Below are 20,229 nucleotides of genomic sequence, written 5' to 3'. Positions count from 1 at the left end.
ACGCAGTCCTGGCGCAATAAGGCCGGGATCGCGAATTTGAGAAATCCACGTGGTGCAGATTTATTGCGCAGCGCACTCAGAACAACTAGCGCGCGGTTGTACTTACATATCCCGGCTGCAGACCAATGACTTCCACGCCCTGCGGCACCGCCTTGCCCAGAGTGACCGGAACACGTCGCGCTGGCCCATCCGCAGTAGGCCGGTAAATGACATAAACGCCGTGGGCATCCTGATTCAATGCCTCGGCGGGCAAGGCCAGGCCGCTGTCGTTGTGATAGGTAGTCAGCGCCAAGCGCGCACTCATGCCCAGCCGTACTCGCGGTTGCTGCTCGGCAGTCAGGCTGTCGATGGAAACAATGACCTTGTAATAACCACCGCCGGCGGTCTGCGATGCCAACGACTGAGCGCCGATGAAACTGACATGACCTTGCAACGTAAGCCCGTCGAAGCCGTCTCCGGTAATCTGAACAGGCATGCCTGCATGTATCTGATGAAGATCGACTTCTTCAATCCGGGTAATAGCGTTTATATGTTCCAGGCTGACCAGTTCGAACAACGGGAGACCTTGAGGCACATGCCGCCCAATCTGAATGACAGGCGCACTGTCGGGTCCATCGCCTTTATGTGGACGCAATATGACGCCGGTAAACGGCGCATGAAGTTCACGTTGGGCCCGCTGGGCCAAGAGGCTGTCATGGCGTGCCTGAGCATTGGCCAGTTCCATCTCGGCGATTTGCCGATTTTCGTTATCGCCTCTTGAATGGGCCGCACGTAACTCGATCTTTGCAGCAGCCAGGTCCAGTTGCTGCAATTTGACTTGCTGTTCCTGGGCCTCAACTTCCATACGCGCGACGATGCCACTTGCCAACAAGCGGCGGGAATCGCTCAGTCTGGCCTGGCTGTCATTAAGATTGAGTTCGGCATTGGCCAGGGTGCGCCGTGCGCGCGCCACCTCATCGCTGTTGCTCCAGTCCCGTATCTCTTTGACCGTGCGTCGAGCTTTGAGCAGTTCAGCCGACGCCTGGCGTACCTGAATGTCCAGTTGGGTGGTGTCCAGAACGAGTAACTGACTGGATCGTTCCACCTGTTGGCCTTCACTCGCGGTCAGTTGCTGTACGCGCCCTTCAAACGGTGCGGACAGTGTCACCTTGTTGGCCGCTTCGATACGTCCCACCAGCCCAAGCTGACTTTCCAGCACCTGTGGCTGCACAAGTAACCAATGCCCCTGATCGACCGCTACAGAGGCGTTGAACCCCCCTGTAGCGGCCAGCATTGCGGCAATCGCCACTGCCGATGCCAACCCGATTATCAGGCCACGGACTTTCGAACGCTCAGTCATTGAGTTCGATGCCCCAACTTTCCAGGGTCGTGCCGAGGTTTTGGTCCAGTGTGCTCTGGGCGTTGAAATACGCGATGAGGGCGTCCAGCCGAGTGCTTTCGGCCCCGCGCAAGTCGGCTTCGAAACTGATCACCTGAAAGTTGCTGGAACGCCCCGCCGTAAGCTTCTGGCGCTCGATGTCCAGTTTGCGCCGTGAAAGATCTCGGGCTCGCTCAGCGATTTCGTACTGACGCCAGCGCGCGTTTAAATCCCGTACCGCATTTTCAACGTCTCGCTCCAACAGCTGACGACTGTCGGCCATGCGGATGAGCTGATTGGCGACCTGTACCTGAGCGCGCACTTTGGCTTGGCGGCGCGACAGGTCATTGATCGGAATGTCGATCTGAACACCGGCATAGCCTTCCCAACGGCGGTCGGTCTGTCGCTCGCCCGCGTGCCTGTATCGGTCTCGGACCTGGGTGGCGCCTGCGATCAAGGAGACATCCCATTGCTGTTCATTGTCCGCAAGCACAAGATTTATATCTGCCTGCTCACGGGCGATCAGCTGCATCAAGTAGGTTGGCTGCTGCTCCCGCGCCGCGTCCAGTGCTTGCGCCAGCGTGATGTCGATTCGTTGAGGCGCCAGGGTGTCGATGGCTCGCAGCGATGTGTTCAGGTTCAGCGCCAGCAGATGCAACAGGTCAAGGCGAGCAGCATCCAGTTGGTTGATGGACTGCTCCACGGCGAGCTCCTGGCTGGCGACATCGGCTTGGGTTTGCACCTGTTCAAATGTCGCCATCCGGCCCGCAGCAATCATCGCCTGGTTGGCTTCCAGCAAATGGCGTGATCGCGCAAGGGCGTCATTGACGATCTGTAGTTGCGCCTGGGCGCGTAACAATTCCCGGTAGGCAAGGATGATCTGCGTGATCGCGTCCGAGACGGTGGCTTTGAGATTCAGCGTGTTGATGTGCTCGCTCAGGCGGGCCAGGCGCAAGGGCGCGGTGCTCACTTCCCGGCCCGCGCCACGTAACAGGGGCTGAATGACGCTGAAGGTCGCGCCATCATTGCGGGCACGACCGGCACCATCGGCGACCGACAACTGGTTGCTCCAGGCCATGCTGAAGCGTGCTCCCGTTTCGGTCTGCCAAGTGGTCTGCGGCAGTACTTCAGCCTGGCGATAGCGGTCGTTCTGGTTGCGATAGGCGACTTGTCGGCCGCTGAGCGTCAGCTTGGGCGTAAAGCGATCCTCTTCAACCCGCAGATCGAATTTCTGCGCAATACGCTCCAGGTACACGCTGCGGATCGATCGGTTGTCGCGCAGGCCCAGATAAATAGCATCGCTCAGGGTCAAGCCAAGGGTCTCGCCGACCAAAGAGATCGTTCGTGCCGGCATGTAAGCCTGTGACGGTGCGAGCGGTGCGGCCTGACCCACGCCGGAACAGCTGAACAGGTACAGCGACACCAGTCGTGTGGTGATGCTTCGATAATCAGTCATCACGCAGCGCCTGTATCGGTAACATCCGCGCCGCTGCCAACGCAGGCTGCAGGCCGAAAAACAGGCCGATGATCAGTGAGCCGAAAACACCCAAAGGCAGCGACAGCGGCGACACACTGAAGGCCCAGCCAGACGCCTTCACAAATACCCAGGTGGCGATCAGGCCGCAGACCGCGCCGACCAGCGCCCCTGCACACGACAGCACCGCTGCCTCGCCCAAAAACAGATTTCTGATGTCCGAAGCCCGGGCACCCAGCGCCATGCGCACGCCGATTTCACGGCGGCGCTGCGCCACGTTCATCAGCATCACGTTCATCACGCCAACGCCGCCGACCAGCAGCGATATGCCACCCAGCCCCGCGAGCAGCCAGGAAAAGGTACTGGCTTGCCGGTTTAGGCCATCCAGCAAGTGCAGGGGGATCTGAACATCAGCCTCGCGTCCGTTGAGCACCGCTTGCAGATACTGTTTCAAGGTGGTCGCCGTGGCCGAAAGTGTCGACCTGTCGCTTCCCCATGCAAGAAGGCTGGTCAGCTGCGGCGCAGGTTGGAACCGGCGCGCCCCTTCAATGGGGATCAGCACCGACTCGTCGGGCGCCATTGCCACCAATGGATTGAGCGGCTGGGCCGTCAGAATGCCGATGACGTCAAGGACGTAGCGTTCAGCCTGCAGCCGGCTGCCCACATGAATATTCAGTTTTTTAGCAATGCTGGCGCCCACTACGGCATGGGTCGAAGCCCGATCAAAAAATGCAAGAAATCGACCGGCCTCCATGTCCAAACCCAGAATATTCAACAGCTCAGCGGTGGTGCCGATGATGTAAGCATCGGACCTGCGTCCGGCGTGGCTGAGCTGGGATGAATACACGATCAAGGGAGCGGCGTACGTGATGCCTGGGAGCCGGTTTTTCAGCGCAGCCGTGTCGAGCGCCGCAGGTACCGACCGGGTGCCGTCCGGCGCTGGGGGAAACGACACCACCAATGTATTGACGCCCAGCCCTTCGAAGGCGGCGATGGCTTGGTTGGCAGCCGCCTGCCCAATGTTCAGCAGCGCAACGACGGCCGCACATCCCACGGCAATACCCAGCAATGCAAGCAACGAGCGTCGTCCCAACAGGCGCAGGCTGCCCAGCGACTCATCCAGGTGCTGACGCAGCGTCATGCTCTGAGCGTTGGACCTCATTTCAGGCATGCCGAGCGTCTCGCGCCAGAATGTGACCGTCTTGAACATGCAGACGCTGGTCCAGGCATCGGGCCAGGCCGCTGTCGTGCGTCACCATGACCAACGTCACGCCATCGTTGCGATTCAGCGTCAGTAGCAGGTTCATGATGTCGGCTGCGGTACCGTCATCAAGGTTGCCGGTGGGTTCGTCCGCCAGAATCAGCGCCGGTTCACCGACCAATGCTCGAGCAATGGCCACACGTTGGCGCTGGCCACCGGACAAGTCGGCCGGACGATTGAGTGCCCGCTCGCCAAGCCCGACACGTTGCAGCTGCCGACCGGCACGCAGGCGCGCTTGCGTGCGCGAAACACCCCGGTAGAGGAGCGGCAACGCAACGTTATCCAGTGCACTGAGCCGTGGCAGCAAATTGAAACTTTGAAACACGAACCCGATGCAGCGGTTACGCAGGCCCGCACGCTGGTCCGATGTTGACGCCTGTACATCGAGTCCTTCGAGCATGAACCGCCCTGAAGAGGGTTGATCCAGCAAACCGAGAATATTGAGCAGCGTACTTTTGCCCGAACCAGACGCACCGGTGATGGCGTAACTGCGTCCTCGCACGATCACGAGCGAAACGTTATGCAGAACGCGGTGAGATGCGCCTGCCGTCTGATAGTCATGACAAATGCCCTGCAGCACGATGAACTCATCATGGGCGGGTGCGGGATGCCGATTTGAGCACGTGATTTGCGCATTAACCGACACTGCCCAATCCTCCGGAAGTGGTTGAGCCTGATGACGCCCCGTTTTCCGAGGAGACGCTTGACGCACCGCCCCTTGCCTGGCCATCTGCGGGAGTGAAGTCCTGGCCGATTTTCTGCCGCAGGCCAGCCACATAACTCTGCGGGTATTGCGCTCGTTCGATGGCGGGTAGCGACTCGTAATGGTCGAGCACCTCGGCGAAGAAACTGGTCGTCTTGCCGGTGGCCTCGTATTCAGCCGATGCCTTTTGAATGACCTGTCGCCTCCAGACTTGCTCCTGGTCATAAGCCTCACGCCAAGCGGCACGACGCTCATTGACGGTAAACTCACCGCCTTCGTCGTAGGCAATCACGGCAAGCTGGTCGCCAGACAAACCCTTGAACGGGTTGGTGTCGTTGCCATAGATAAATCCCGTTGCCTGACGGGCGCGTGCGAGCAATTCAGGATCATCCGTATCAGGTACTTCGGCATTATTCCGAGCCTTGTTGGCTTGGTAGGTATCGCCAATCAATTCATCGGTGATGCGCCCAGCCAACTGTCCCAGTGCCTTGAAATCAATCGTGGCATCCCTGAGTTCCGCCCGCTTTGCCGCCTCGCTCAGTTGACGTGCCAATGTAGAAACAGCAGGTTCAGCGCTCGCTTGAGGGTCAGTCTTTTCTGTCCTTTCAGTACGCACAGTGGCAGCGGATTGAATGTTTGCGGTTGCAGCAGTGGTTATTGAACTGCTGCCTGAAAATGCAGTGGCGATTCCGACCATGATGATTCTCCTTAATCCAAGCCATGCAGTAACTCGGGCAACAACATGTGCAGTTGCGTTATCGCGATGTGGCGAAATACTCGAAGCGGTCAGTAACAGTCAGCCCGACTTTTTGAATACTTGCGGGCGACAAATCAGTTTTCCCCCTGATTACCTGTGTGAACGAAGTCCTGGCCGATTTTCTGCCGCAGGCCAGCCACATAACTCTGCGGGTATTGCGCTCGTTCGATGACTGGCAGCGATTCGTAATGGTCGAGCACCTCGGCGAAAAAACTGGTCGTCTTGCCGGTGGCCTCGTATTCAGCCGATGCCTTTTGAACGACCTGGCGCTTCCAGACTTGCTCCTGGTCAGATGCTTCGCGCCAAGCCGCGCGGCGTTCATCAACAGTGAAGTCGCCACCTTCGTCGTAGGTAATCAACGCAAGCTGCTCGCGAGATAATCCTTTGAAGGGATTGCTGTCAGTGCCCTTGATAAATGCGGTGGCCTGCCGAGCACGGGCAAGCAACTCAGGATCGTCCGTCCCTGGGACCTCGGCGTGATTCCGGGCTCTATTGGCCGAATAGGTGTCACCAATCAATTCATCGGTGATGCGCCCAGCCAACTGTCCCAGTGCCTTGAAATCAATCGTGGCATCCCTGAGTTCCGCCCGCTTTGCTGCCTCGCTCAGTTGACGTGCCAGTGTAGAAACAGCAGGTTCAGCCCTCGCTTGAGGATCATTCTTTTCTGTCTTTTCAGTGCTCACAGTGGCAGCTGATTGAATGTTTGCAGTTGCAGCAGTGGTTATTGAACTGCTGCCTGAAAATGCAGTGGCGATTCCGACCATGATGATTTTCCCTAATCTGCACCGCTGGGTCCCAGTTTGATAACGAGCTATACGATAAAGTTATCCGCTACCGCAGAAACGCTTAAAAAACCAATAAACAAGAAACAGTTTTCACCAACGGCAATAAGTACTCGCCTGGTTACCCTACACAATGCTCGCCACAGAATAAATAAACAGCTGCAATTATTTTCACGACCGCGCATGCACAGTGTGTTTATTCTTTCGATACCTACAGAATTTATATAAAAGCGACACAGCTATTATTCATATAAGTGAGTGAGCAGGCACTACTTCAAATCAACACGGCCTGTCTTTACCAATCGAAAACGGCCAACGACCGCAGCAGGAGGTGCACCTGAATTTGCCGTTCTCTCACGCTATCAAGCAACGTGACCACCCCAGCCAAACGGATTGCCACAACGTGCCATGCGTGGCGCACGCAAAAAAAAACGCCAGTCACAGGGACTGGCGTTTTTCATTTCACGACACGGCTATTAAGTCATGGGACAACCTGAGGCCCAACCGAGGCGCCGCTGTTTGAGCTTGTCCTCGGTCTTGGTGTCCATTTGCGGCATGGCGGCCGGCTTCAGCCGAAGGGGTCCGCGACAGCGACGCCCACTGCGAACCGGGTCAGAAAATCAGGATTCATGCATCGGGCCGGGAACGAGCCGCACCAGCGATCAGATACTGCCCAGAAAACACACTGATACAGCGCTATGTGTGGGGTACCGGAAACGTCGTTTCAAAGACGATTGTTTAAAACCCGACATAATTGCGTCGAAAAAAGTTTAAAAAAAAACGGTTCAGCTGGGCCGTTGTTTTCCTGCAAGTTTTTGTTTTTTAGGCGAAATGCCAGCATTGTCATCGTGTATAAAATTTTTGCAACAATCGGATTCGTGCACTAACTTTTTCAACGCCTGCTGGCCAAGAAGGTCAGCGTGCTTCCCCCGACGAGGCGGTCACCGCTACCGGTACGGTTGTCCTCGTCGCACTCGGCAAGTAAGTATTCTCAGGAGATTCATATGCAATCAACAGCGGAACATACCCTGGAAGAAGAACTGCAACTGGACGACTGGTTTGAAGCACCGACGCACGATGCTGCCGTGGAAATGATGCAAGCTGACGCCGTGGTGCCATTCGGCACCGCGATGTGGCCGCTCTAAGGCAGAAACAGGGCGAACGGGTCTGACCCGTTGGCCCTTTCAGTTTTCAGCATTTGCAGCGGAGCGCCTTTATGGATCAGAACAGGGCAATCGACCACTTTCTTTACTACCTGCATCATCATCCCGCCGTCGCGCATATTCCTTCACCCAATGTTTTGCTGGCCCACACCGAAGACTACGACGCTCTGGTCGCAGAGATCGTTGAAGGCCCCACCGCCCGTGACACCTTTCAATTCAGCAAGATGCCTTTACAAACGTCGTCCACCGATCAGTTGACTCAAGCCATCATTGAGGCTGATCTGTATGTCCTGTTCTACGACGCATCTACCCTGCCCAATCCGCGGGCCGAAGGACCGGATTTCATTCGCGCGCTGCAGGGGGTGATGTCGGAACACTGGAAGAAATCGCTGCTGTTCAAGGATTACGGCAGTCACTTCTACGACACCTTCAGCGTCGAACCGCAACGTATTGCGCAGTTGAATGCCGCCCTCATCGAGAACATGAATCAGGGCGAAATCCTGAGCTTCAGCGACGAGCAAGGCTCGCATTTCGAGCTCCCTCTGGGTGAGCTGAAAAAATGGACCAACATCAACGGCGTCGGGAACTATGATTTGGCACCCGGCGAGGTCGCGACGCACAGCGACTCCATCAACGGCCATGTGAAATTCGTCGGGACCTTTCTCGGTACCATCCCCTTTGCGCGCAAGTACGGAATTATTGAGTCTCCCCTGGAGTTATGGATCGAAAACTCCACCGTTACACGTATCGCGACGCAGGTGCCCGGGCTGGAAAACGACTTCAACAAGTACCTCGATGCCAACCCTTCGAACCGCCGCATCGAAGAACTGGGCATCGGTACTAACGAGGGCGTAAGGCAGCTGTATGCCCGCAATGCCGGATTCGAAGAGCGCCATTGCGGACTGCATCTGGGCCTGGGCGGGGGCGCCAAGGGCAGTCATCACCTGGACCTGATTTTCAACAGCGGAGCGCTGGCTGTGGATGGTCGCGTGCTGTTCGACGGTCTTCGGTATGTGAATCTGTAAGCGCACGCCACACATGAAAACGCCAGTCACAAGGACTGGCGTTTCTATTTCAGGACCGGATCACTCAGGCTTGCGACGACCGAAGCCCGGACGCTGACCGGCCCCGGCCGGGGCGCCGCGACGCTTGCCCGAAGGGGTCTTGTCGTCGTCCACCAGCTTGATACCCGGACGCGTGGTCTTGGGCTTGGCCGGGCGCTTGTTCATCTCGCTCGGACGATCTGCTACCGGCGTGCCACGACTGCTGTCGGTGCGACCGCCAGCTGCCGGACGCGGGGTACGTGCAGGACGGCCGCTGTCGGCCGGCTTACGGGCAGGACGCTCACCATCGGCCAGACGCGGCTCGCGGGCAGGACGATCAGCCGGTGCGGCATCCTTGGCAGGACGCAACTGACGCACGCGCTCGCCTTTGCCCAATGGGCGCGAAGACTGACGCTGCAGACGTTCGAGCTTATCCTTGGTCTTGGCGTTCATTTGCGGCATGGCGACCGGTTTCAGGCCGACTTCGGCGCTCAGGATGTCAACTTCCTGCTGACTCATTTCGCGCCAGCGCCCCATTGGCAGGTCGGAGTTGAGGAACACCGGCCCGAATCGCACGCGCTTCAGGCGGCTGACCACCAACCCCTGAGACTCCCACAGGCGACGAACCTCGCGGTTACGGCCTTCCATCACCACACAGTGATACCAGTGGTTGAAGCCTTCACCACCCGGCGCTTGCTGGATGTCGGTGAAACGCGCAGGACCGTCTTCGAGGATCACACCGTTTTTAAGACGCAGCAGCATGTCGTCATCGACTTCGCCACGCACGCGTACAGCGTATTCGCGGTCCATCTCAAACGAAGGGTGCATCAGGCGGTTGGCCAATTCACCGTCGGTGGTGAACATCAGCAGACCGGTGGTGTTGATGTCCAGACGACCGATGTTGATCCAGCGGCCTTCTTTGGGGCGCGGCAGGCGGTCGAACACGGTCGGGCGGCCTTCCGGGTCGTCACGGGTGCAGATTTCGCCGTCTGGTTTGTTGTACATGACGACGCGGCGCACGGTCTCGGCCGCTTCTTCGCGACGGATGACGCGGCCATCGACGGTGATGGCGTCGTGCAGGTCGACACGCTGCCCAAGGCTTGCCTGTACGCCGTTGACCTTGATCCGGCCTTCGCCGATCCAGGCCTCGACGTCACGGCGCGAACCGACGCCAATGCGCGCCAGCACCTTTTGCAGTTTTTCGCCTGCTGGGCCGATTTCTTGGTCCTGCTTGTCTTGTTCACTCATCTGGGCACCTCCCGGTGTGTCGAATCAGGGCGTGCGCGAGTGGGCACGGCCTGTTGCCCGATCTCTGGACGAGCATGGCGCTCAGAACCAGCAGGGCTGAAAACTGAAGCCTGAGGCGAGTGTGGATCGCCAAAAGGTCGCGAATCATACGCTCATGGCGCGCGTCGCGCATCAGAGACCAGACGAAAATATCGGGGGTTAGCCCTCAGCTACTTCTTTTTCCGCCGACCGGCGCCCTTGAGCTTGATCAGGCGCATGGCTGACTCGGCCAGCACCGAGCGCTTCTCGTTCTTGTCCATCTTCTTCCACGATTTGATCTCGCGCTTGCTGCGACCACAGCCGATGCAGATGTCATCGTCAAATTTACAGATACTGATGCAGGGGTCTTTGGTACTCATGAAGTGGCCTGAAGTCGCGTATCAACCGGAGGAGAACCTGTAGAGGCGATTCATTCGCGAAAAGATCGGTCAGGCGATGAGCATGCGTCGACTGCACTGCCCTCTTACGAATGAATCGTCTCTACAGGATCGCGTTTCAACATGAAATCGCAGGCATGCGTGGATCGGTGCCGCGTTATCGCGAATCTTCGTCGTCCGCAGGCCCCTCTTCCAATTCAGACTCTTTATCGGCGTCATTGAGCAATAAATCGTCGAAGTCGATTTTCAGCCCCTTTTCCATGGTGTCCAGCTCGGCCAGCAGACTGCGGAAGCTGGTCTCATCACGCGGCGCCTCGGGCTCGGTTTCAAGGGTCGGTTCCAGACTTGCGTCGGCGAGCGCCTGCAAATGTGCAGGGACCGGCGCGTCGTCGAAGTCCAGCACCGGTTCTGCCTCCATTTCCCGCAAGTCTGCCATGGGCGGCAACTCGTCCAGACTCTTCAGATTGAAGTGGTCGAGAAAGCTTTTGGTGGTGGCGAACATTGCAGGCTTGCCCGGCACATCGCGGTAACCGACGATCCTGATCCACTCGCGCTCCAGCAGCGTCTTGACGATGTTGCTGTTGACCGCCACGCCGCGCACATCCTCGATCTCGCCGCGGGTGATGGGCTGGCGATAGGCGATCAGTGCCATGGTTTCCAGCAAGGCACGGGAATAGCGTTGCGGGCGCTCCTCCCAAAGTCGGCCCACCCAGGGCGCGAACTTTTCACGGATCTGCAAACGATAACCCGAGGCAACCTCTTTGAGTTCGAAGGCCCGGTTGTCGCAGGATTTGCCCAGCAGCGCCAGGGCTTTCTTGAACACCGCAGGCTCCGGTCGCTCGCCCTCCTCGAACAGCTCGTAAAGCCGGTCAAGCGATTGCGGTTTACCGGAGGCCAGCAGGAAGGCTTCGAGCAGGGGCGCGAGTTCACGGGGTTCGTTCAGGTTCATCGATCAGCTCTGGCTCTTTTATTCGGCTCGGGCGCGCACATGAATGACAGCGAAGGGTTCGTTCTGCACCAGCTCGACCAGTTGCTCCTTGACCAGCTCAAGCACCGCCATGAAGGTCACGACTACGCCCAGCCGCCCCTCCTCTGCCGTGAACAGTTCGGCGAACGGTACGAAACCGGCTCCTTTGAGCCGTTCCAGCACATCGCTCATGCGCTCGCGAGTGGACAATGCTTCCCGGCTGACCTGATGGCTTTCGAACATGTCGCCACGGCGCAGCACCTCAGCCATGGAAATCAGCAACTCTTCAAGTGCCACATCCGGAAGCAGCTTGCGCGCACGGGCCTCGGGTGCGTCGAGTTTGGGCACTACCACGTCACGGCCTACCCGGTTCAGGGTGTCGATCCCTTCCGCCGCTGCCTTGAAGCGCTCGTATTCCTGCAGACGACGAATCAGCTCGGCACGCGGGTCGTCCTCTTCCTCTGCGGCGATTTCCGAGCGCGGAAGCAGCATGCGCGACTTGATCTCCGCCAGCATCGCAGCCATGACCAGATACTCGGCGGCCAGCTCAAGACGCACCGTTTTCATCAGCTCGACATAACCCATGTATTGGCGAGTGATCTCTGCCACCGGAATGTCGAGGATGTTAATGTTCTGCTTGCGTATCAAATAAAGCAGCAAGTCCAGCGGGCCTTCGAAGGCGTCAAGAAAAACTTCCAGCGCATCCGGGGGAATGTACAGGTCCACCGGCATCTGCATGACGGCCTGCCCGTAGACCATGGCAAATGGCAGCTCCTGCTGAGCGTCGACTTGCGAGTCCGCCGTCTGGACCTCGGTCACTCGACTTCGACCCCGAACGGCGTCGGATCACCGCAACCGATGCGTACCACTTGCGGCTCGTGTTCGGTCAGATTGATCACGGTGGACGCCGATATTCCGCCCTCGCCGCCATCGATGATCAGATCGACATGATGTTCGAGTAACAGGCGCATCTCGTAGGGGTCGCTCATGGGGAGGGTCTTACCCGGCATGATCAGGCTGACGCTCATCAACGGCTCGCCCAGCTCCTGCAGCAACGCCTGCGCGATGGGGTGTTTCGGCACCCGCAGCCCGATGGTGCGACGCTTTGGATGAAGCAACAGCCGCGGCACTTCGCGGGTCGCGCCAAGGATAAAGGTGTAAGGGCCGGGCGTATGCGCCTTGAGTTGACGAAACGCGGCGGTGTCCACTTTGGCGAACAACCCCAGTTGTGACAGGTCACAGCACATCAGGGTGAAGTTGTGCTTGTCGTCCAGATTGCGAAGGCGGCGGATGCGATCCAGCGCCGTCTTGTCGCCCATCTGGCATCCCAGCGCGTATGAGGAATCGGTCGGATAGACCACCAGCCCGCCGGCCTTGATGATGTCCACGGCCTGCTTGATCAGGCGCGGCTGCGGGTTTTCCGGGTGGACCTGGAAAAATTGACTCACGGTATCTTCCTGTTCAGACGGCAGTAGGCTGGTCATGTTTGAATCGCCCCCAAAGTGGCGGCAGGTCATCCGGTAACGGGCGATAGACGCCTATCTCGGACCAGGCGCCAGGCGCATGGAAATCACTGCCGGCGCTGACCAGCAGACCGAACTCACGGGCCAGAATGGCCAGGCTGCCCACTTGATCGGCAGGCTGCAAACCATTAACCACTTCCATCGCATGACCGCCTGCCTGAATGAAATCGGCGACCAGCTTGCGGCGTTTGCTGCGGGTAAAGTCATAGTGCGAAGGGTGCGCTAGGCTGACCCAGGCGCCTGCTGCGCGCAAGGTCGCGACCGTTTCTTCCAGGGTCGGCCAATGCTGCTTGACGTCGCCCAGCTTGCCGGCGCCCAGCCATTTGCGAAACGCTTCGGCGCGATCCTTCACGAAACCCTGATTGACCAGAAAGTCCGCAAAGTGCGGTCGGGCCGGCGCATTACCGCTGTCACCCAGCGCCTGTTGTACCGCACGGGCACCTTCCAGCGCGCCGGGCATACCTTTCATCGCCAATTTGCGACTGATTTCTTCGGCGCGCAACCAGCGACCGGTGTGCAATTGCTCAATAGTATCGAGCAAGGGCCGGGCATCGACATCAAAGCCATACCCCAGAATATGAATGGTGGCACCGCCCCAGGTGCAGGACAGTTCGATGCCGTTGATGAGCTGCATATCCAGCGCCAGCGCCGCCGCGCGGGCTTCTTCGAGGCCTTCGATGGTGTCATGATCGGTCAGCGCAAGCACGCGCACGCCGTTATCAAAGGCACGGGCGACGAGTGCCGCGGGCGCTAAGGCGCCGTCGGAGGCGGTACTGTGACAGTGCAGGTCGACATTCATAGGGGCGCTTTCGCAGTCATTGATGTTTGTTATTATGCCGCCACATCCAGCTTCTGGCTCTTACTGTGAAACAATTCATCGACTTCATCCCGCTTATCCTGTTTTTCATCGTCTACAAAATCAGTCCCCAAGGCGTCAATATCCTGGGCCACAGCTTCATGGTCGGCGGGATTTTCAGCGCCACTGCGGTGCTGATCGCCAGTTCCATCGTGGTCTACGGCATCCTTTATATACAGCAGGGCAAGCTGGAGAAAAGCCAGTGGCTGACCCTCGCCGGCTGCCTGGTGTTCGGTAGCCTGACCCTGGCCTTCCATAGCGAAACCTTTCTTAAATGGAAGGCGCCGGTGGTCAACTGGGTGTTCGCGCTGGTCTTCGCCGGCAGCCACTTCATTGGTGACCGCCTGCTGATCCAGCGCATCATGGGGCATGCACTGACATTGCCACAGGCAATCTGGACCAGGCTGAACATCGCCTGGATCATCTTCTTTCTGTTCTGCGGCGCGGCCAACCTGTATGTCGCGTTCACTTACCAGGCGTTCTGGGTTGACTTCAAAGTCTTCGGCAGCCTGGGCATGACCCTGATTTTCCTGATCGGCCAAGGCATCTTCCTGGCCCGTCATCTGCACGATGCCGACGCATCGACCCAGCCTTCAACCAAAAAGACCGAGGACTGACATGCTCTACGCAATCGTGGCAACAGACGTCGCCAACTCGCTGGAAAAACGTCTCGAAGCGCGCCCTGCGCATCTGGAGCGTCTGACCGCGCTGAAAAATGAAGGCCGCATCGTGCTGGCGGGGCCTCTGCCAGCAGTGGACAGCAATGATCCGGGCACGGCAGGCTTCACCGGCAGCCTGATCGTTGCCGAGTTTGCCTCCCTGAGCGCCGCACAAGCGTGGGCCGATGCCGATCCTTATGTGAAGGCCGGGGTCTACGCTCACGTCGTGGTCAAGCCGTTCAAGCAAGTTCTGCCCTAACTTTGTCATTGCGCCAGTCTCGCGCCGGGGCCGGGCGCGTGCGGTGCAACACCGAGTGCGAAAGATTTCTGGCGGGACATGTGCGTCAGGAGAACCAAACGCCTGAACTGCAGCTCAAAGAAGCGCAGCCGGTCGTGCCCGCATATGTACTGACCGAGCAGCAATAATGGTTCGTTCCAGGGGGCGGCGTTTTAATATCAGCCCTGCTGTGCGGTATCTTTGCCGGCGGCTGGCGTAGACGGCGTCGGCAATGGCTAAATCGAGTGAGTCATGAGCGAGCTGTTACTTATTGATGATGACCAGGAGCTGTGTGAGCTTCTAAGCAGTTGGTTGAGCCAGGAAGGTTTTGTGGTACATGCCTGCCATGATGGCAAAAGCGCACGCAAAGCTCTTGCCGAATCAGCCCCTGCTGCCGTGGTACTGGACGTCATGCTGCCCGACGGCAGCGGTCTGGAGTTGCTCAAGCAATTGCGCACCGACCACCCCGAGTTGCCTGTGCTGATGCTTTCGGCGCGTGGCGAGCCGCTGGACCGCATTCTCGGCCTGGAGCTTGGGGCCGATGATTATCTGGCCAAACCCTGTGATCCCCGTGAACTGACTGCCCGCTTGCGCGCCGTGCTGCGCCGCAGTCATCCGGCAGCAGCCTCCAGCCAGGTGGAACTGGGCGACCTGTGCTTTAGCCCGGCGCGAGGTGTGGTCATCATCGACGACCAGGAGTTCACATTGACGGTGTCCGAGGCGCGCCTGCTCGAAGCCCTTCTGGGTCAACCTGGCGAACCGCTGGAGAAGCAGGCATTGGCGCAATTGGCGTTGGGCCGCAAGCTGACACTTTACGATCGCAGCCTGGACATGCACGTCAGTAATCTGCGCAAGAAGATCGGGCCCCATGCCGATGGCAGGCCGCGAATCGTGGCGCTACGCAGTCGCGGCTATTACTACAGCCTCTGATGAGGCAGCCGCGAGCTACAAGCTTCAGACGGCAAGTAGCACAAGCCAGAGCGATGCGTACTGTTATAGCGTGTGGCCGCCAGCTTGCAGCTGAGGCGTGCGCCGGTTCAAGCCTGGATTTGAGCGCCAAAGTAAGTCTCCCAGCGCGCCGCCTTTACTCAAGCTTTACCCACGCCTGACCTCGCTTGACCTTGATCTCCCTAAACTGGCCACAACCGGCACAGAGCCGGATTCGAGACAAGGAGATACACCATGCGTAAGACTCTGATGGCTTTGATGTTCGCTGCCGCCCTGCCCACCGTTGCGATGGCGATGCCTGCGCAAGGTGGTCCACTGGCAGGTCCTGGCGGCCCAGGTTTTGATAGTCCCGGCATGCACCACCGCAAAGGCCCGCTCGACACGCTGAACCTGACGCCGGAACAACGTCAGCAGGTCGGCAAACTGATGGGCGATCAATGGCGCGGTCGCTCCGAGATCACCCAGAAGTACCTGGCCAAGCTGTCGCCGGCCGATCAGAAAGCCATGCAGGATGAACTGGCCGCCAAACACGCGAAAACCCAGTCCGACATCCGGGCAGTGCTGACGCCAGATCAGCAGAAGGCGTTCGACCAGATTCAGAAGGATGAAGCACAGCGTCGTGCTGATCGCGCCGAGTTCGAAGCCTGGAAGGCGCAAAAGGCGCAGAAAGCTCAGTAACGGGACTGCCACACGGCATTACACTCCCAACCCGACACGCTCTCCCCGGCGTGTCGGGCTTTTCCATTTCCGGGGCAGATCGAGGGCTGAACGTGCGTTCATTGTTCTGGCGAATACTGGCGAGCTTCTGGCTCGCGATTGCGTTGGTGGCGGGTCTGTCGATTCTGCTGGGACACATGCTGAATCAGGACGCCTGGATTCTCAGTCGTCACCCCGGCCTGCACAACCTGCCGCAGAAATGGACGCAGCTTTACGAAGATCAGGGTGAAGGTCCGGCGCAAGAGTTTCTGCAGAACCTCAAGCGCAAATACCACATCGACGTTCAGGTCCTGAACGACAGTGGCGAGGCGATTATTCCAGGCACCTTCCCCCCTCGCGCGGCGGCGTTCGAGGAGCGTCAGCAAGACGACACTCGACCACTGCCGTGGCGACGCCTGACCGCTGAATACACCAGCCCGAAAACCAGCGAAACTTACCTGCTCATCTACCGGATCCCTCATCCTGAACTGGATGCGTGGCACCGGGAAAGCCTGCTCTGGCCGCTCAGCGCACTGGGTATCGCACTGGTAGTGCTGACCTTATTCAGTTTGCTGGTGACCCTGTCGATCACTCGCCCCTTGAGCCGACTGCGTGGCGCAGTGCACGATCTGGGTCAGACCACCTATCAGCAGAACAGCTTGGCCCAACTGGCCAATCGTCGCGACGAGTTCGGCGTACTGGCCAACGACTTCAACCGTATGGGCGCGCGCCTGCAGAGCTTGATCAGCAGCCAGCGCCAACTGCTGCGCGACGTGTCCCACGAACTGCGCTCACCCTTGGCCCGGCTGCGCGTAGCCTTGGCACTGGCCGAGCGCGCCGAGCCTGCAGAACGACAAAAGCTTTGGCCGCGTCTGATTCGCGAATGCGATCGGCTGGAGGAGTTGATCAGCGAAATTCTGGCACTGGCCCGACTGGACGCCGACATGGGCAGCGCTGTGCCGGTCGATCTGCCGGGTTTACTGAATCACCTGAAAGCCGAAACCGAGATGGCTGACACCGAGCAGACCCTCGAAGTCAATGCTGAACCGGGCGCCCAATTGCAAGGCTGGCCAAATGTGCTGGAGCGTGCCCTGGATAACCTCCTGCGTAACGCGCTGCGCTTCAATCCCGTGGGGCAGCCGATTGAACTCAGTGCACGAGACGAGGGTGGCGACCTGTTCATCAGCGTGCGCGACCATGGTCCGGGTGTGAGCCCGGAACATCTGGCGCAACTGGGCGAACCCTTCTACCGCGCGCCAAACCAGACCGCGCCGGGGTATGGCCTGGGTCTGGCCATCGCCAAACGCGCTTCGCAGAAACACGGTGGGGATCTGCTGCTGGAGAACCACCCACAAGGCGGATTTATCGCCAGCATCGTGGTACCCCGGGAAACGAGCGGCTGACCCCTGCGCTCCCACAGGTTATCTCGGCCCCCCTTTGAATCTGCGACGACCGATTCATCCCGGCGGCTGATTCGATTCGCTAACTCTGTCCCTGCCAGGCACTGACAAAATCCGCGACATCCGGCTTCGGCGCCTCGCGTGGCGGGTTTTGCGGAGTGCCCAGGTAGAGGAAGCCGATGATCTGCTCACCGGTTTCCAAGCCCAGTCCCTCGGCCACACGGCGTGAATACGACAGCTCACCCGTGCGCCATACCGCGCCGACGCCCAACGCATGGGCCGCCAATAACACACCGTGGGCCGCGCAACCCGCAGTGATGACCTGCTCCGTCTTCGGCACCTTGAAGTGATCCGTCAGTCTGGCGATAACGACCACCACCAACGGCGCACGCAGCGGGCCAAGACGGGCTTTGTCCAGCGCCTTTTCATCTGCCCCACCACCGTTTTCGGTCAGCGCCTGGGCCAGCAGATCGCCCATGCGGTGACGTGCCTCGCCTTCCACGGTAAGAAACCGATAGGGGCGCAAGGCGCCGTGATCGGGAGCACGCAGCGCAGCGCCGAAGAGGATTTCGCGCTGAGCGGCATTCGGCGCCGGTTCGGTCAGCCGGGGCACGGACACGCGATTGAGCAATACATCAAGCGCTTCCATTGAAAGGTCTCCTGAAAATTGATGGGCCATTGTAGTGCTGCGAACGCCCTCTTGATCCTCAATAACGAACCACAGCTGCAATTACTTACACGACAACCGGAAAAACCCTCGGTTTACTTGTATCGACCCACGGGTAGAATGGGCGGCTTTCCACTATCTGATCTGAGCGACTGCATGGCGTTGCCGACTCTGCGCATCATCGGTTTCATTATCGGCATCTTCCTCATCACGCTGGCCATCGCCATGGTGGTGCCCATGGTCACGCTGCTGATCTTCGACCGTACCGGCGACATGCCGTCGTTTCTCTGGGCGAGCCTGATCACCTTCATCGCCGGGCTGGCGCTTGTGGGTCAAGGCCGCCCGGAACACGTGCACCTGCGTCCGCGGGACATGTACCTGCTGACCGTTAGCAGCTGGGTCGTGGTCTGCGTGTTTTCCGCACTGCCGTTCCTGCTGACTCAGCACATCAGCTACACCGATTCGTTCTTCGAGAGCATGTCCGGCATCACCGCCACCGGTTCGACCGTGCTCAGCGGGCTGGACACCATGTCGCCGGGCATTCTCATCTGGCGCTCACTGCTGCATTGGCTGGGCGGTATCGGTTTCATCGGCATGGCGGTGGCGATCCTGCCGCTCCTGCGCATCGGCGGGATGCGCCTGTTTCAGACCGAGTCCTCGGACCGCTCGGAAAAGGTCATGCCGCGCTCACACATGGTCGCCAAATTCATCGTGCTGATTTACGTAGGGTTCACGGTGTTGGGCAGCGTCGCATTCTGGTGGGCGGGGATGAGTCTGTTCGATGCGATCAACCACGCGATGTCGGCGATTTCCACAGGCGGTTTTTCCACCTCCGATCAGTCGTTGGCCAAATGGCCGCAACCGGCGGTGCACTGGGTCGCGATCGTGATGATGATTCTCGGCAGTCTGCCGTTCACGCTCTATGTTGCAACCTTGCGCGGTAACCGCCAGGCACTGATCAAGGACCAGCAGGTGCAGGGTTTCATCGGTCTGCTGCTGTTGACCTGGGTGGTGATGACGGTCTGGTACTGGGCCACCACCGATCTGCCTTGGTACGAAGCGCTGCGTCATGTGGCGCTGAATGTCACTTCCGTGGTCACTACCACCGGTTTTGCCTTGGGCGACTACAGCCTGTGGGGCAATTTCGCACTGATGTCTTTCTTTTATCTGGGCTTCATCGGCGGCTGCTCCGGCTCCACGGCAGGCGGGGTAAAAGTGTTCCGGTTCCAGGTGGCCTACACCTTGCTCAAGGCCAACCTCCATCAGCTGATTCACCCAAGAGCAGTGATCAAACAGAAGTACAACGGCCATCGCCTGGATGAAGAGATCGTGCGCTCGATCCTGACCTTTTCGTTCTTCTTCACGTTCACCGTCGGCCTGATCGCCCTGCTGCTTTCCCTCCTGGGGCTGGACTGGATGACTGCGCTGACTGGCGCAGCGAGTACGGTGTCAGGCGTGGGCCCGGGCCTGGGGGACACCATTGGCCCGGCAGGGAATTTTTCGACGTTGCCGGATGCGGCCAAGTGGATCCTGTCGGTGGGAATGCTCTTGGGACGTCTGGAAATCATCACGGTGTTGGTGCTGTGTATTCCTGCGTTTTGGCGACATTGATCAAACAAGGCTCCCACTGCTGGCATCCCTTGTTACTGGTGGCTTGGAGGCGCTCGGCTAGACTCAGAACACTCGTCCGCAAGGGAGTACCGCTGTGGATAACGTCAAGACGTTCGAAGATTTCGCCGACTTCTACCCCTACTACCTGCAAGAACACCGGAACAGCGTGTGCCGCCGTCTGCATTTCATCGGCACCACGCTTGTCTTGCTGATCCTCGCACTCGCGGTATTCAGCGCAAACTGGCTACTGCTGTGGATGCTGCCGCTGGCGGGATACACCTTTACCTGGGTCGGGCATTTCATTTTCGAGAAGAACCGGCCCGCCACTTTCAAGCATCCGTTCTACAGCTTGCTGGGCGATTTCGTGATGTACCGGGACATGCTGATCGGCAAAGTGCCGTTCTGATAGCAGACTCCAGAA

At 59.0% G+C, this 20,229-nt stretch carries 22 protein-coding genes and 1 pseudogene; 10 read left to right on the top strand and 13 right to left on the bottom strand.

The annotated features are described in order from the left end of the window. Positions 1-85: 85 nt before the first annotated feature. The 6 genes from EC915_RS15820 to EC915_RS15795 all read right to left on the bottom strand — a co-directional run bounded on the left by EC915_RS15820 (position 86) and on the right by EC915_RS15795 (position 6,316). Positions 86-1,339 (bottom strand): efflux RND transporter periplasmic adaptor subunit, encoded by a 1,254-nt coding sequence (locus EC915_RS15820; protein ID WP_133751474.1) that lies wholly within the window; start codon positions 1,337-1,339, stop codon positions 86-88. Next, positions 1,332-2,813 (bottom strand): TolC family protein, encoded by a 1,482-nt coding sequence (locus EC915_RS15815; RefSeq protein ID WP_133751473.1) that lies wholly within the window; start codon positions 2,811-2,813, stop codon positions 1,332-1,334. The genes EC915_RS15820 and EC915_RS15815 overlap by 8 nt, the downstream gene beginning before the upstream one ends. Continuing rightward, positions 2,806-4,041, bottom strand: a complete 1,236-nt coding sequence (locus tag EC915_RS15810; RefSeq protein ID WP_256658749.1) for an ABC transporter permease — start codon at positions 4,039-4,041, stop codon at positions 2,806-2,808. The genes EC915_RS15815 and EC915_RS15810 overlap by 8 nt, the downstream gene beginning before the upstream one ends. Further along, complete coding sequence (locus EC915_RS15805; RefSeq protein WP_256658754.1) at positions 3,995-4,675, bottom strand: ABC transporter ATP-binding protein; 681 nt, start codon at positions 4,673-4,675, stop codon at positions 3,995-3,997. Before EC915_RS15805 ends, EC915_RS15810 begins: the two co-directional genes overlap by 47 nt. Before the next feature lie 52 nt (positions 4,676-4,727). Then, positions 4,728-5,492, bottom strand: a complete 765-nt coding sequence (locus EC915_RS15800; protein ID WP_133751471.1) for a hypothetical protein — start codon at positions 5,490-5,492, stop codon at positions 4,728-4,730. Between the two features lie 134 nt (positions 5,493-5,626). Further along, entirely contained in the window at positions 5,627-6,316 is a 690-nt protein-coding gene (locus tag EC915_RS15795; protein WP_133751470.1) for a hypothetical protein, read from the bottom strand. A 1,022-nt stretch (positions 6,317-7,338) separates the two neighbouring features. On the opposite strand from EC915_RS15795, the gene EC915_RS24845 reads away from it, so the two are divergent. Beyond that, entirely contained in the window at positions 7,339-7,479 is a 141-nt protein-coding gene (locus EC915_RS24845; protein ID WP_166651000.1) for a hypothetical protein, read from the top strand. A gap of 71 nt (positions 7,480-7,550) precedes the next feature. Beyond that, positions 7,551-8,522, top strand: coding sequence for a leucyl aminopeptidase (locus EC915_RS15790; RefSeq protein ID WP_133751469.1), 972 nt, complete (start codon positions 7,551-7,553; stop codon positions 8,520-8,522). Between the two features lie 60 nt (positions 8,523-8,582). On the opposite strand, the gene rluB is transcribed toward EC915_RS15790, so the two are convergent. From rluB to EC915_RS15760, 6 genes are all read right to left on the bottom strand, one after another. Continuing rightward, the gene (gene rluB, locus EC915_RS15785; RefSeq protein WP_133751468.1) at positions 8,583-9,788 is read right to left on the bottom strand and encodes a 23S rRNA pseudouridine(2605) synthase RluB; all 1,206 of its coding nucleotides are present in this window, start codon (positions 9,786-9,788) and stop codon (positions 8,583-8,585) included. 209 nt (positions 9,789-9,997) lie between these two features. Next, positions 9,998-10,186, bottom strand: a complete 189-nt coding sequence (locus EC915_RS15780; RefSeq protein ID WP_133751467.1) for a DUF1289 domain-containing protein — start codon at positions 10,184-10,186, stop codon at positions 9,998-10,000. A gap of 175 nt (positions 10,187-10,361) precedes the next feature. Then, positions 10,362-11,153, bottom strand: coding sequence for an SMC-Scp complex subunit ScpB (gene scpB, locus EC915_RS15775; protein WP_133751466.1), 792 nt, complete (start codon positions 11,151-11,153; stop codon positions 10,362-10,364). A gap of 18 nt (positions 11,154-11,171) precedes the next feature. Further along, positions 11,172-11,870, bottom strand: a complete 699-nt coding sequence (locus EC915_RS15770) for a ScpA family protein (RefSeq protein WP_177413385.1) — start codon at positions 11,868-11,870, stop codon at positions 11,172-11,174. A 116-nt stretch (positions 11,871-11,986) separates the two neighbouring features. Beyond that, positions 11,987-12,619, bottom strand: coding sequence for an L-threonylcarbamoyladenylate synthase (locus tag EC915_RS15765; protein ID WP_133751464.1), 633 nt, complete (start codon positions 12,617-12,619; stop codon positions 11,987-11,989). A gap of 13 nt (positions 12,620-12,632) precedes the next feature. Further along, positions 12,633-13,493 carry a PHP domain-containing protein gene (locus EC915_RS15760; RefSeq protein WP_133751463.1) on the bottom strand — a complete coding sequence of 287 codons (861 nt, stop codon included), beginning with the start codon at positions 13,491-13,493 and terminating at the stop codon, positions 12,633-12,635. Positions 13,494-13,558: 65 nt separating this feature from the next. On the opposite strand from EC915_RS15760, the gene EC915_RS15755 reads away from it, so the two are divergent. The 6 genes and pseudogenes from EC915_RS15755 (at position 13,559) to EC915_RS15730 (ending at position 17,533) form a co-directional block, all read left to right on the top strand. Next, entirely contained in the window at positions 13,559-14,167 is a 609-nt protein-coding gene (locus EC915_RS15755; protein ID WP_133751462.1) for a septation protein A, read from the top strand. Position 14,168: 1 nt separating this feature from the next. Continuing rightward, positions 14,169-14,468 (top strand): YciI family protein, encoded by a 300-nt coding sequence (locus tag EC915_RS15750; protein ID WP_133751461.1) that lies wholly within the window; start codon positions 14,169-14,171, stop codon positions 14,466-14,468. A 77-nt stretch (positions 14,469-14,545) separates the two neighbouring features. Next, positions 14,546-14,761, top strand: a pseudogene (locus EC915_RS25300) (hypothetical protein); the annotation flags it as partial. Beyond that, positions 14,739-15,416: a response regulator transcription factor gene (locus tag EC915_RS15740; RefSeq protein WP_133751460.1), complete on the top strand. Its 678-nt coding sequence runs from the start codon at positions 14,739-14,741 to the stop codon at positions 15,414-15,416. The pseudogene EC915_RS25300 and the gene EC915_RS15740, both read left to right, overlap by 23 nt. Positions 15,417-15,668: 252 nt before the next feature. Beyond that, positions 15,669-16,112 (top strand): Spy/CpxP family protein refolding chaperone, encoded by a 444-nt coding sequence (locus tag EC915_RS15735; protein WP_133751459.1) that lies wholly within the window; start codon positions 15,669-15,671, stop codon positions 16,110-16,112. A 92-nt stretch (positions 16,113-16,204) separates the two neighbouring features. Then, positions 16,205-17,533 (top strand): HAMP domain-containing sensor histidine kinase, encoded by a 1,329-nt coding sequence (locus EC915_RS15730; RefSeq protein ID WP_133751458.1) that lies wholly within the window; start codon positions 16,205-16,207, stop codon positions 17,531-17,533. Positions 17,534-17,612: 79 nt separating this feature from the next. Here the strand turns inward: EC915_RS15730 and EC915_RS15725 are convergent, their stop codons facing one another. Then, positions 17,613-18,179, bottom strand: a complete 567-nt coding sequence (locus tag EC915_RS15725; RefSeq protein WP_133751457.1) for an NAD(P)H nitroreductase — start codon at positions 18,177-18,179, stop codon at positions 17,613-17,615. Positions 18,180-18,353: 174 nt separating this feature from the next. Here EC915_RS15725 and EC915_RS15720 point away from each other — a divergent pair, with 174 nt between their 5' ends. Both EC915_RS15720 and EC915_RS15715 read left to right on the top strand, forming a co-directional pair. Next, positions 18,354-19,808: a TrkH family potassium uptake protein gene (locus tag EC915_RS15720; protein ID WP_133751456.1), complete on the top strand. Its 1,455-nt coding sequence runs from the start codon at positions 18,354-18,356 to the stop codon at positions 19,806-19,808. Positions 19,809-19,902: 94 nt separating this feature from the next. Further along, positions 19,903-20,214, top strand: coding sequence for an Mpo1-like protein (locus EC915_RS15715; protein WP_133751455.1), 312 nt, complete (start codon positions 19,903-19,905; stop codon positions 20,212-20,214). The last annotated feature ends 15 nt before the right edge of the window (positions 20,215-20,229 follow it).

It is taken from the genome of Pseudomonas sp. LP_7_YM, from assembly GCF_004364435.1.
GTDB lineage: Bacteria > Pseudomonadota > Gammaproteobacteria > Pseudomonadales > Pseudomonadaceae > Aquipseudomonas.
This window is presented reverse-complemented; position numbering and strand designations above follow the sequence as displayed.

Coding starts and splice junctions, on each gene's coding strand:
- EC915_RS15780 (WP_133751467.1), bottom strand. CDS start 10,186: ATGAGTACCAAAGACCCCTGCATCAGTATCTGTAAATTTGACGATGAC.
- rluB (WP_133751468.1), bottom strand. CDS start 9,788: ATGAGTGAACAAGACAAGCAGGACCAAGAAATCGGCCCAGCAGGCGAA.
- EC915_RS15740 (WP_133751460.1), top strand. CDS start 14,739: ATGAGCGAGCTGTTACTTATTGATGATGACCAGGAGCTGTGTGAGCTT.
- EC915_RS24845 (WP_166651000.1), top strand. CDS start 7,339: ATGCAATCAACAGCGGAACATACCCTGGAAGAAGAACTGCAACTGGAC.
- EC915_RS15750 (WP_133751461.1), top strand. CDS start 14,169: ATGCTCTACGCAATCGTGGCAACAGACGTCGCCAACTCGCTGGAAAAA.
- scpB (WP_133751466.1), bottom strand. CDS start 11,153: ATGAACCTGAACGAACCCCGTGAACTCGCGCCCCTGCTCGAAGCCTTC.
- EC915_RS15725 (WP_133751457.1), bottom strand. CDS start 18,179: ATGGAAGCGCTTGATGTATTGCTCAATCGCGTGTCCGTGCCCCGGCTG.
- EC915_RS15720 (WP_133751456.1), top strand. CDS start 18,354: ATGGCGTTGCCGACTCTGCGCATCATCGGTTTCATTATCGGCATCTTC.
- EC915_RS15760 (WP_133751463.1), bottom strand. CDS start 13,493: ATGAATGTCGACCTGCACTGTCACAGTACCGCCTCCGACGGCGCCTTA.
- EC915_RS15815 (WP_133751473.1), bottom strand. CDS start 2,813: ATGACTGATTATCGAAGCATCACCACACGACTGGTGTCGCTGTACCTG.
- EC915_RS15800 (WP_133751471.1), bottom strand. CDS start 5,492: ATGGTCGGAATCGCCACTGCATTTTCAGGCAGCAGTTCAATAACCACT.
- EC915_RS15790 (WP_133751469.1), top strand. CDS start 7,551: ATGGATCAGAACAGGGCAATCGACCACTTTCTTTACTACCTGCATCAT.
- EC915_RS15820 (WP_133751474.1), bottom strand. CDS start 1,339: ATGACTGAGCGTTCGAAAGTCCGTGGCCTGATAATCGGGTTGGCATCG.
- EC915_RS15810 (WP_256658749.1), bottom strand. CDS start 4,041: ATGTTCAAGACGGTCACATTCTGGCGCGAGACGCTCGGCATGCCTGAA.
- EC915_RS15735 (WP_133751459.1), top strand. CDS start 15,669: ATGCGTAAGACTCTGATGGCTTTGATGTTCGCTGCCGCCCTGCCCACC.
- EC915_RS15795 (WP_133751470.1), bottom strand. CDS start 6,316: ATGGTCGGAATCGCCACTGCATTTTCAGGCAGCAGTTCAATAACCACT.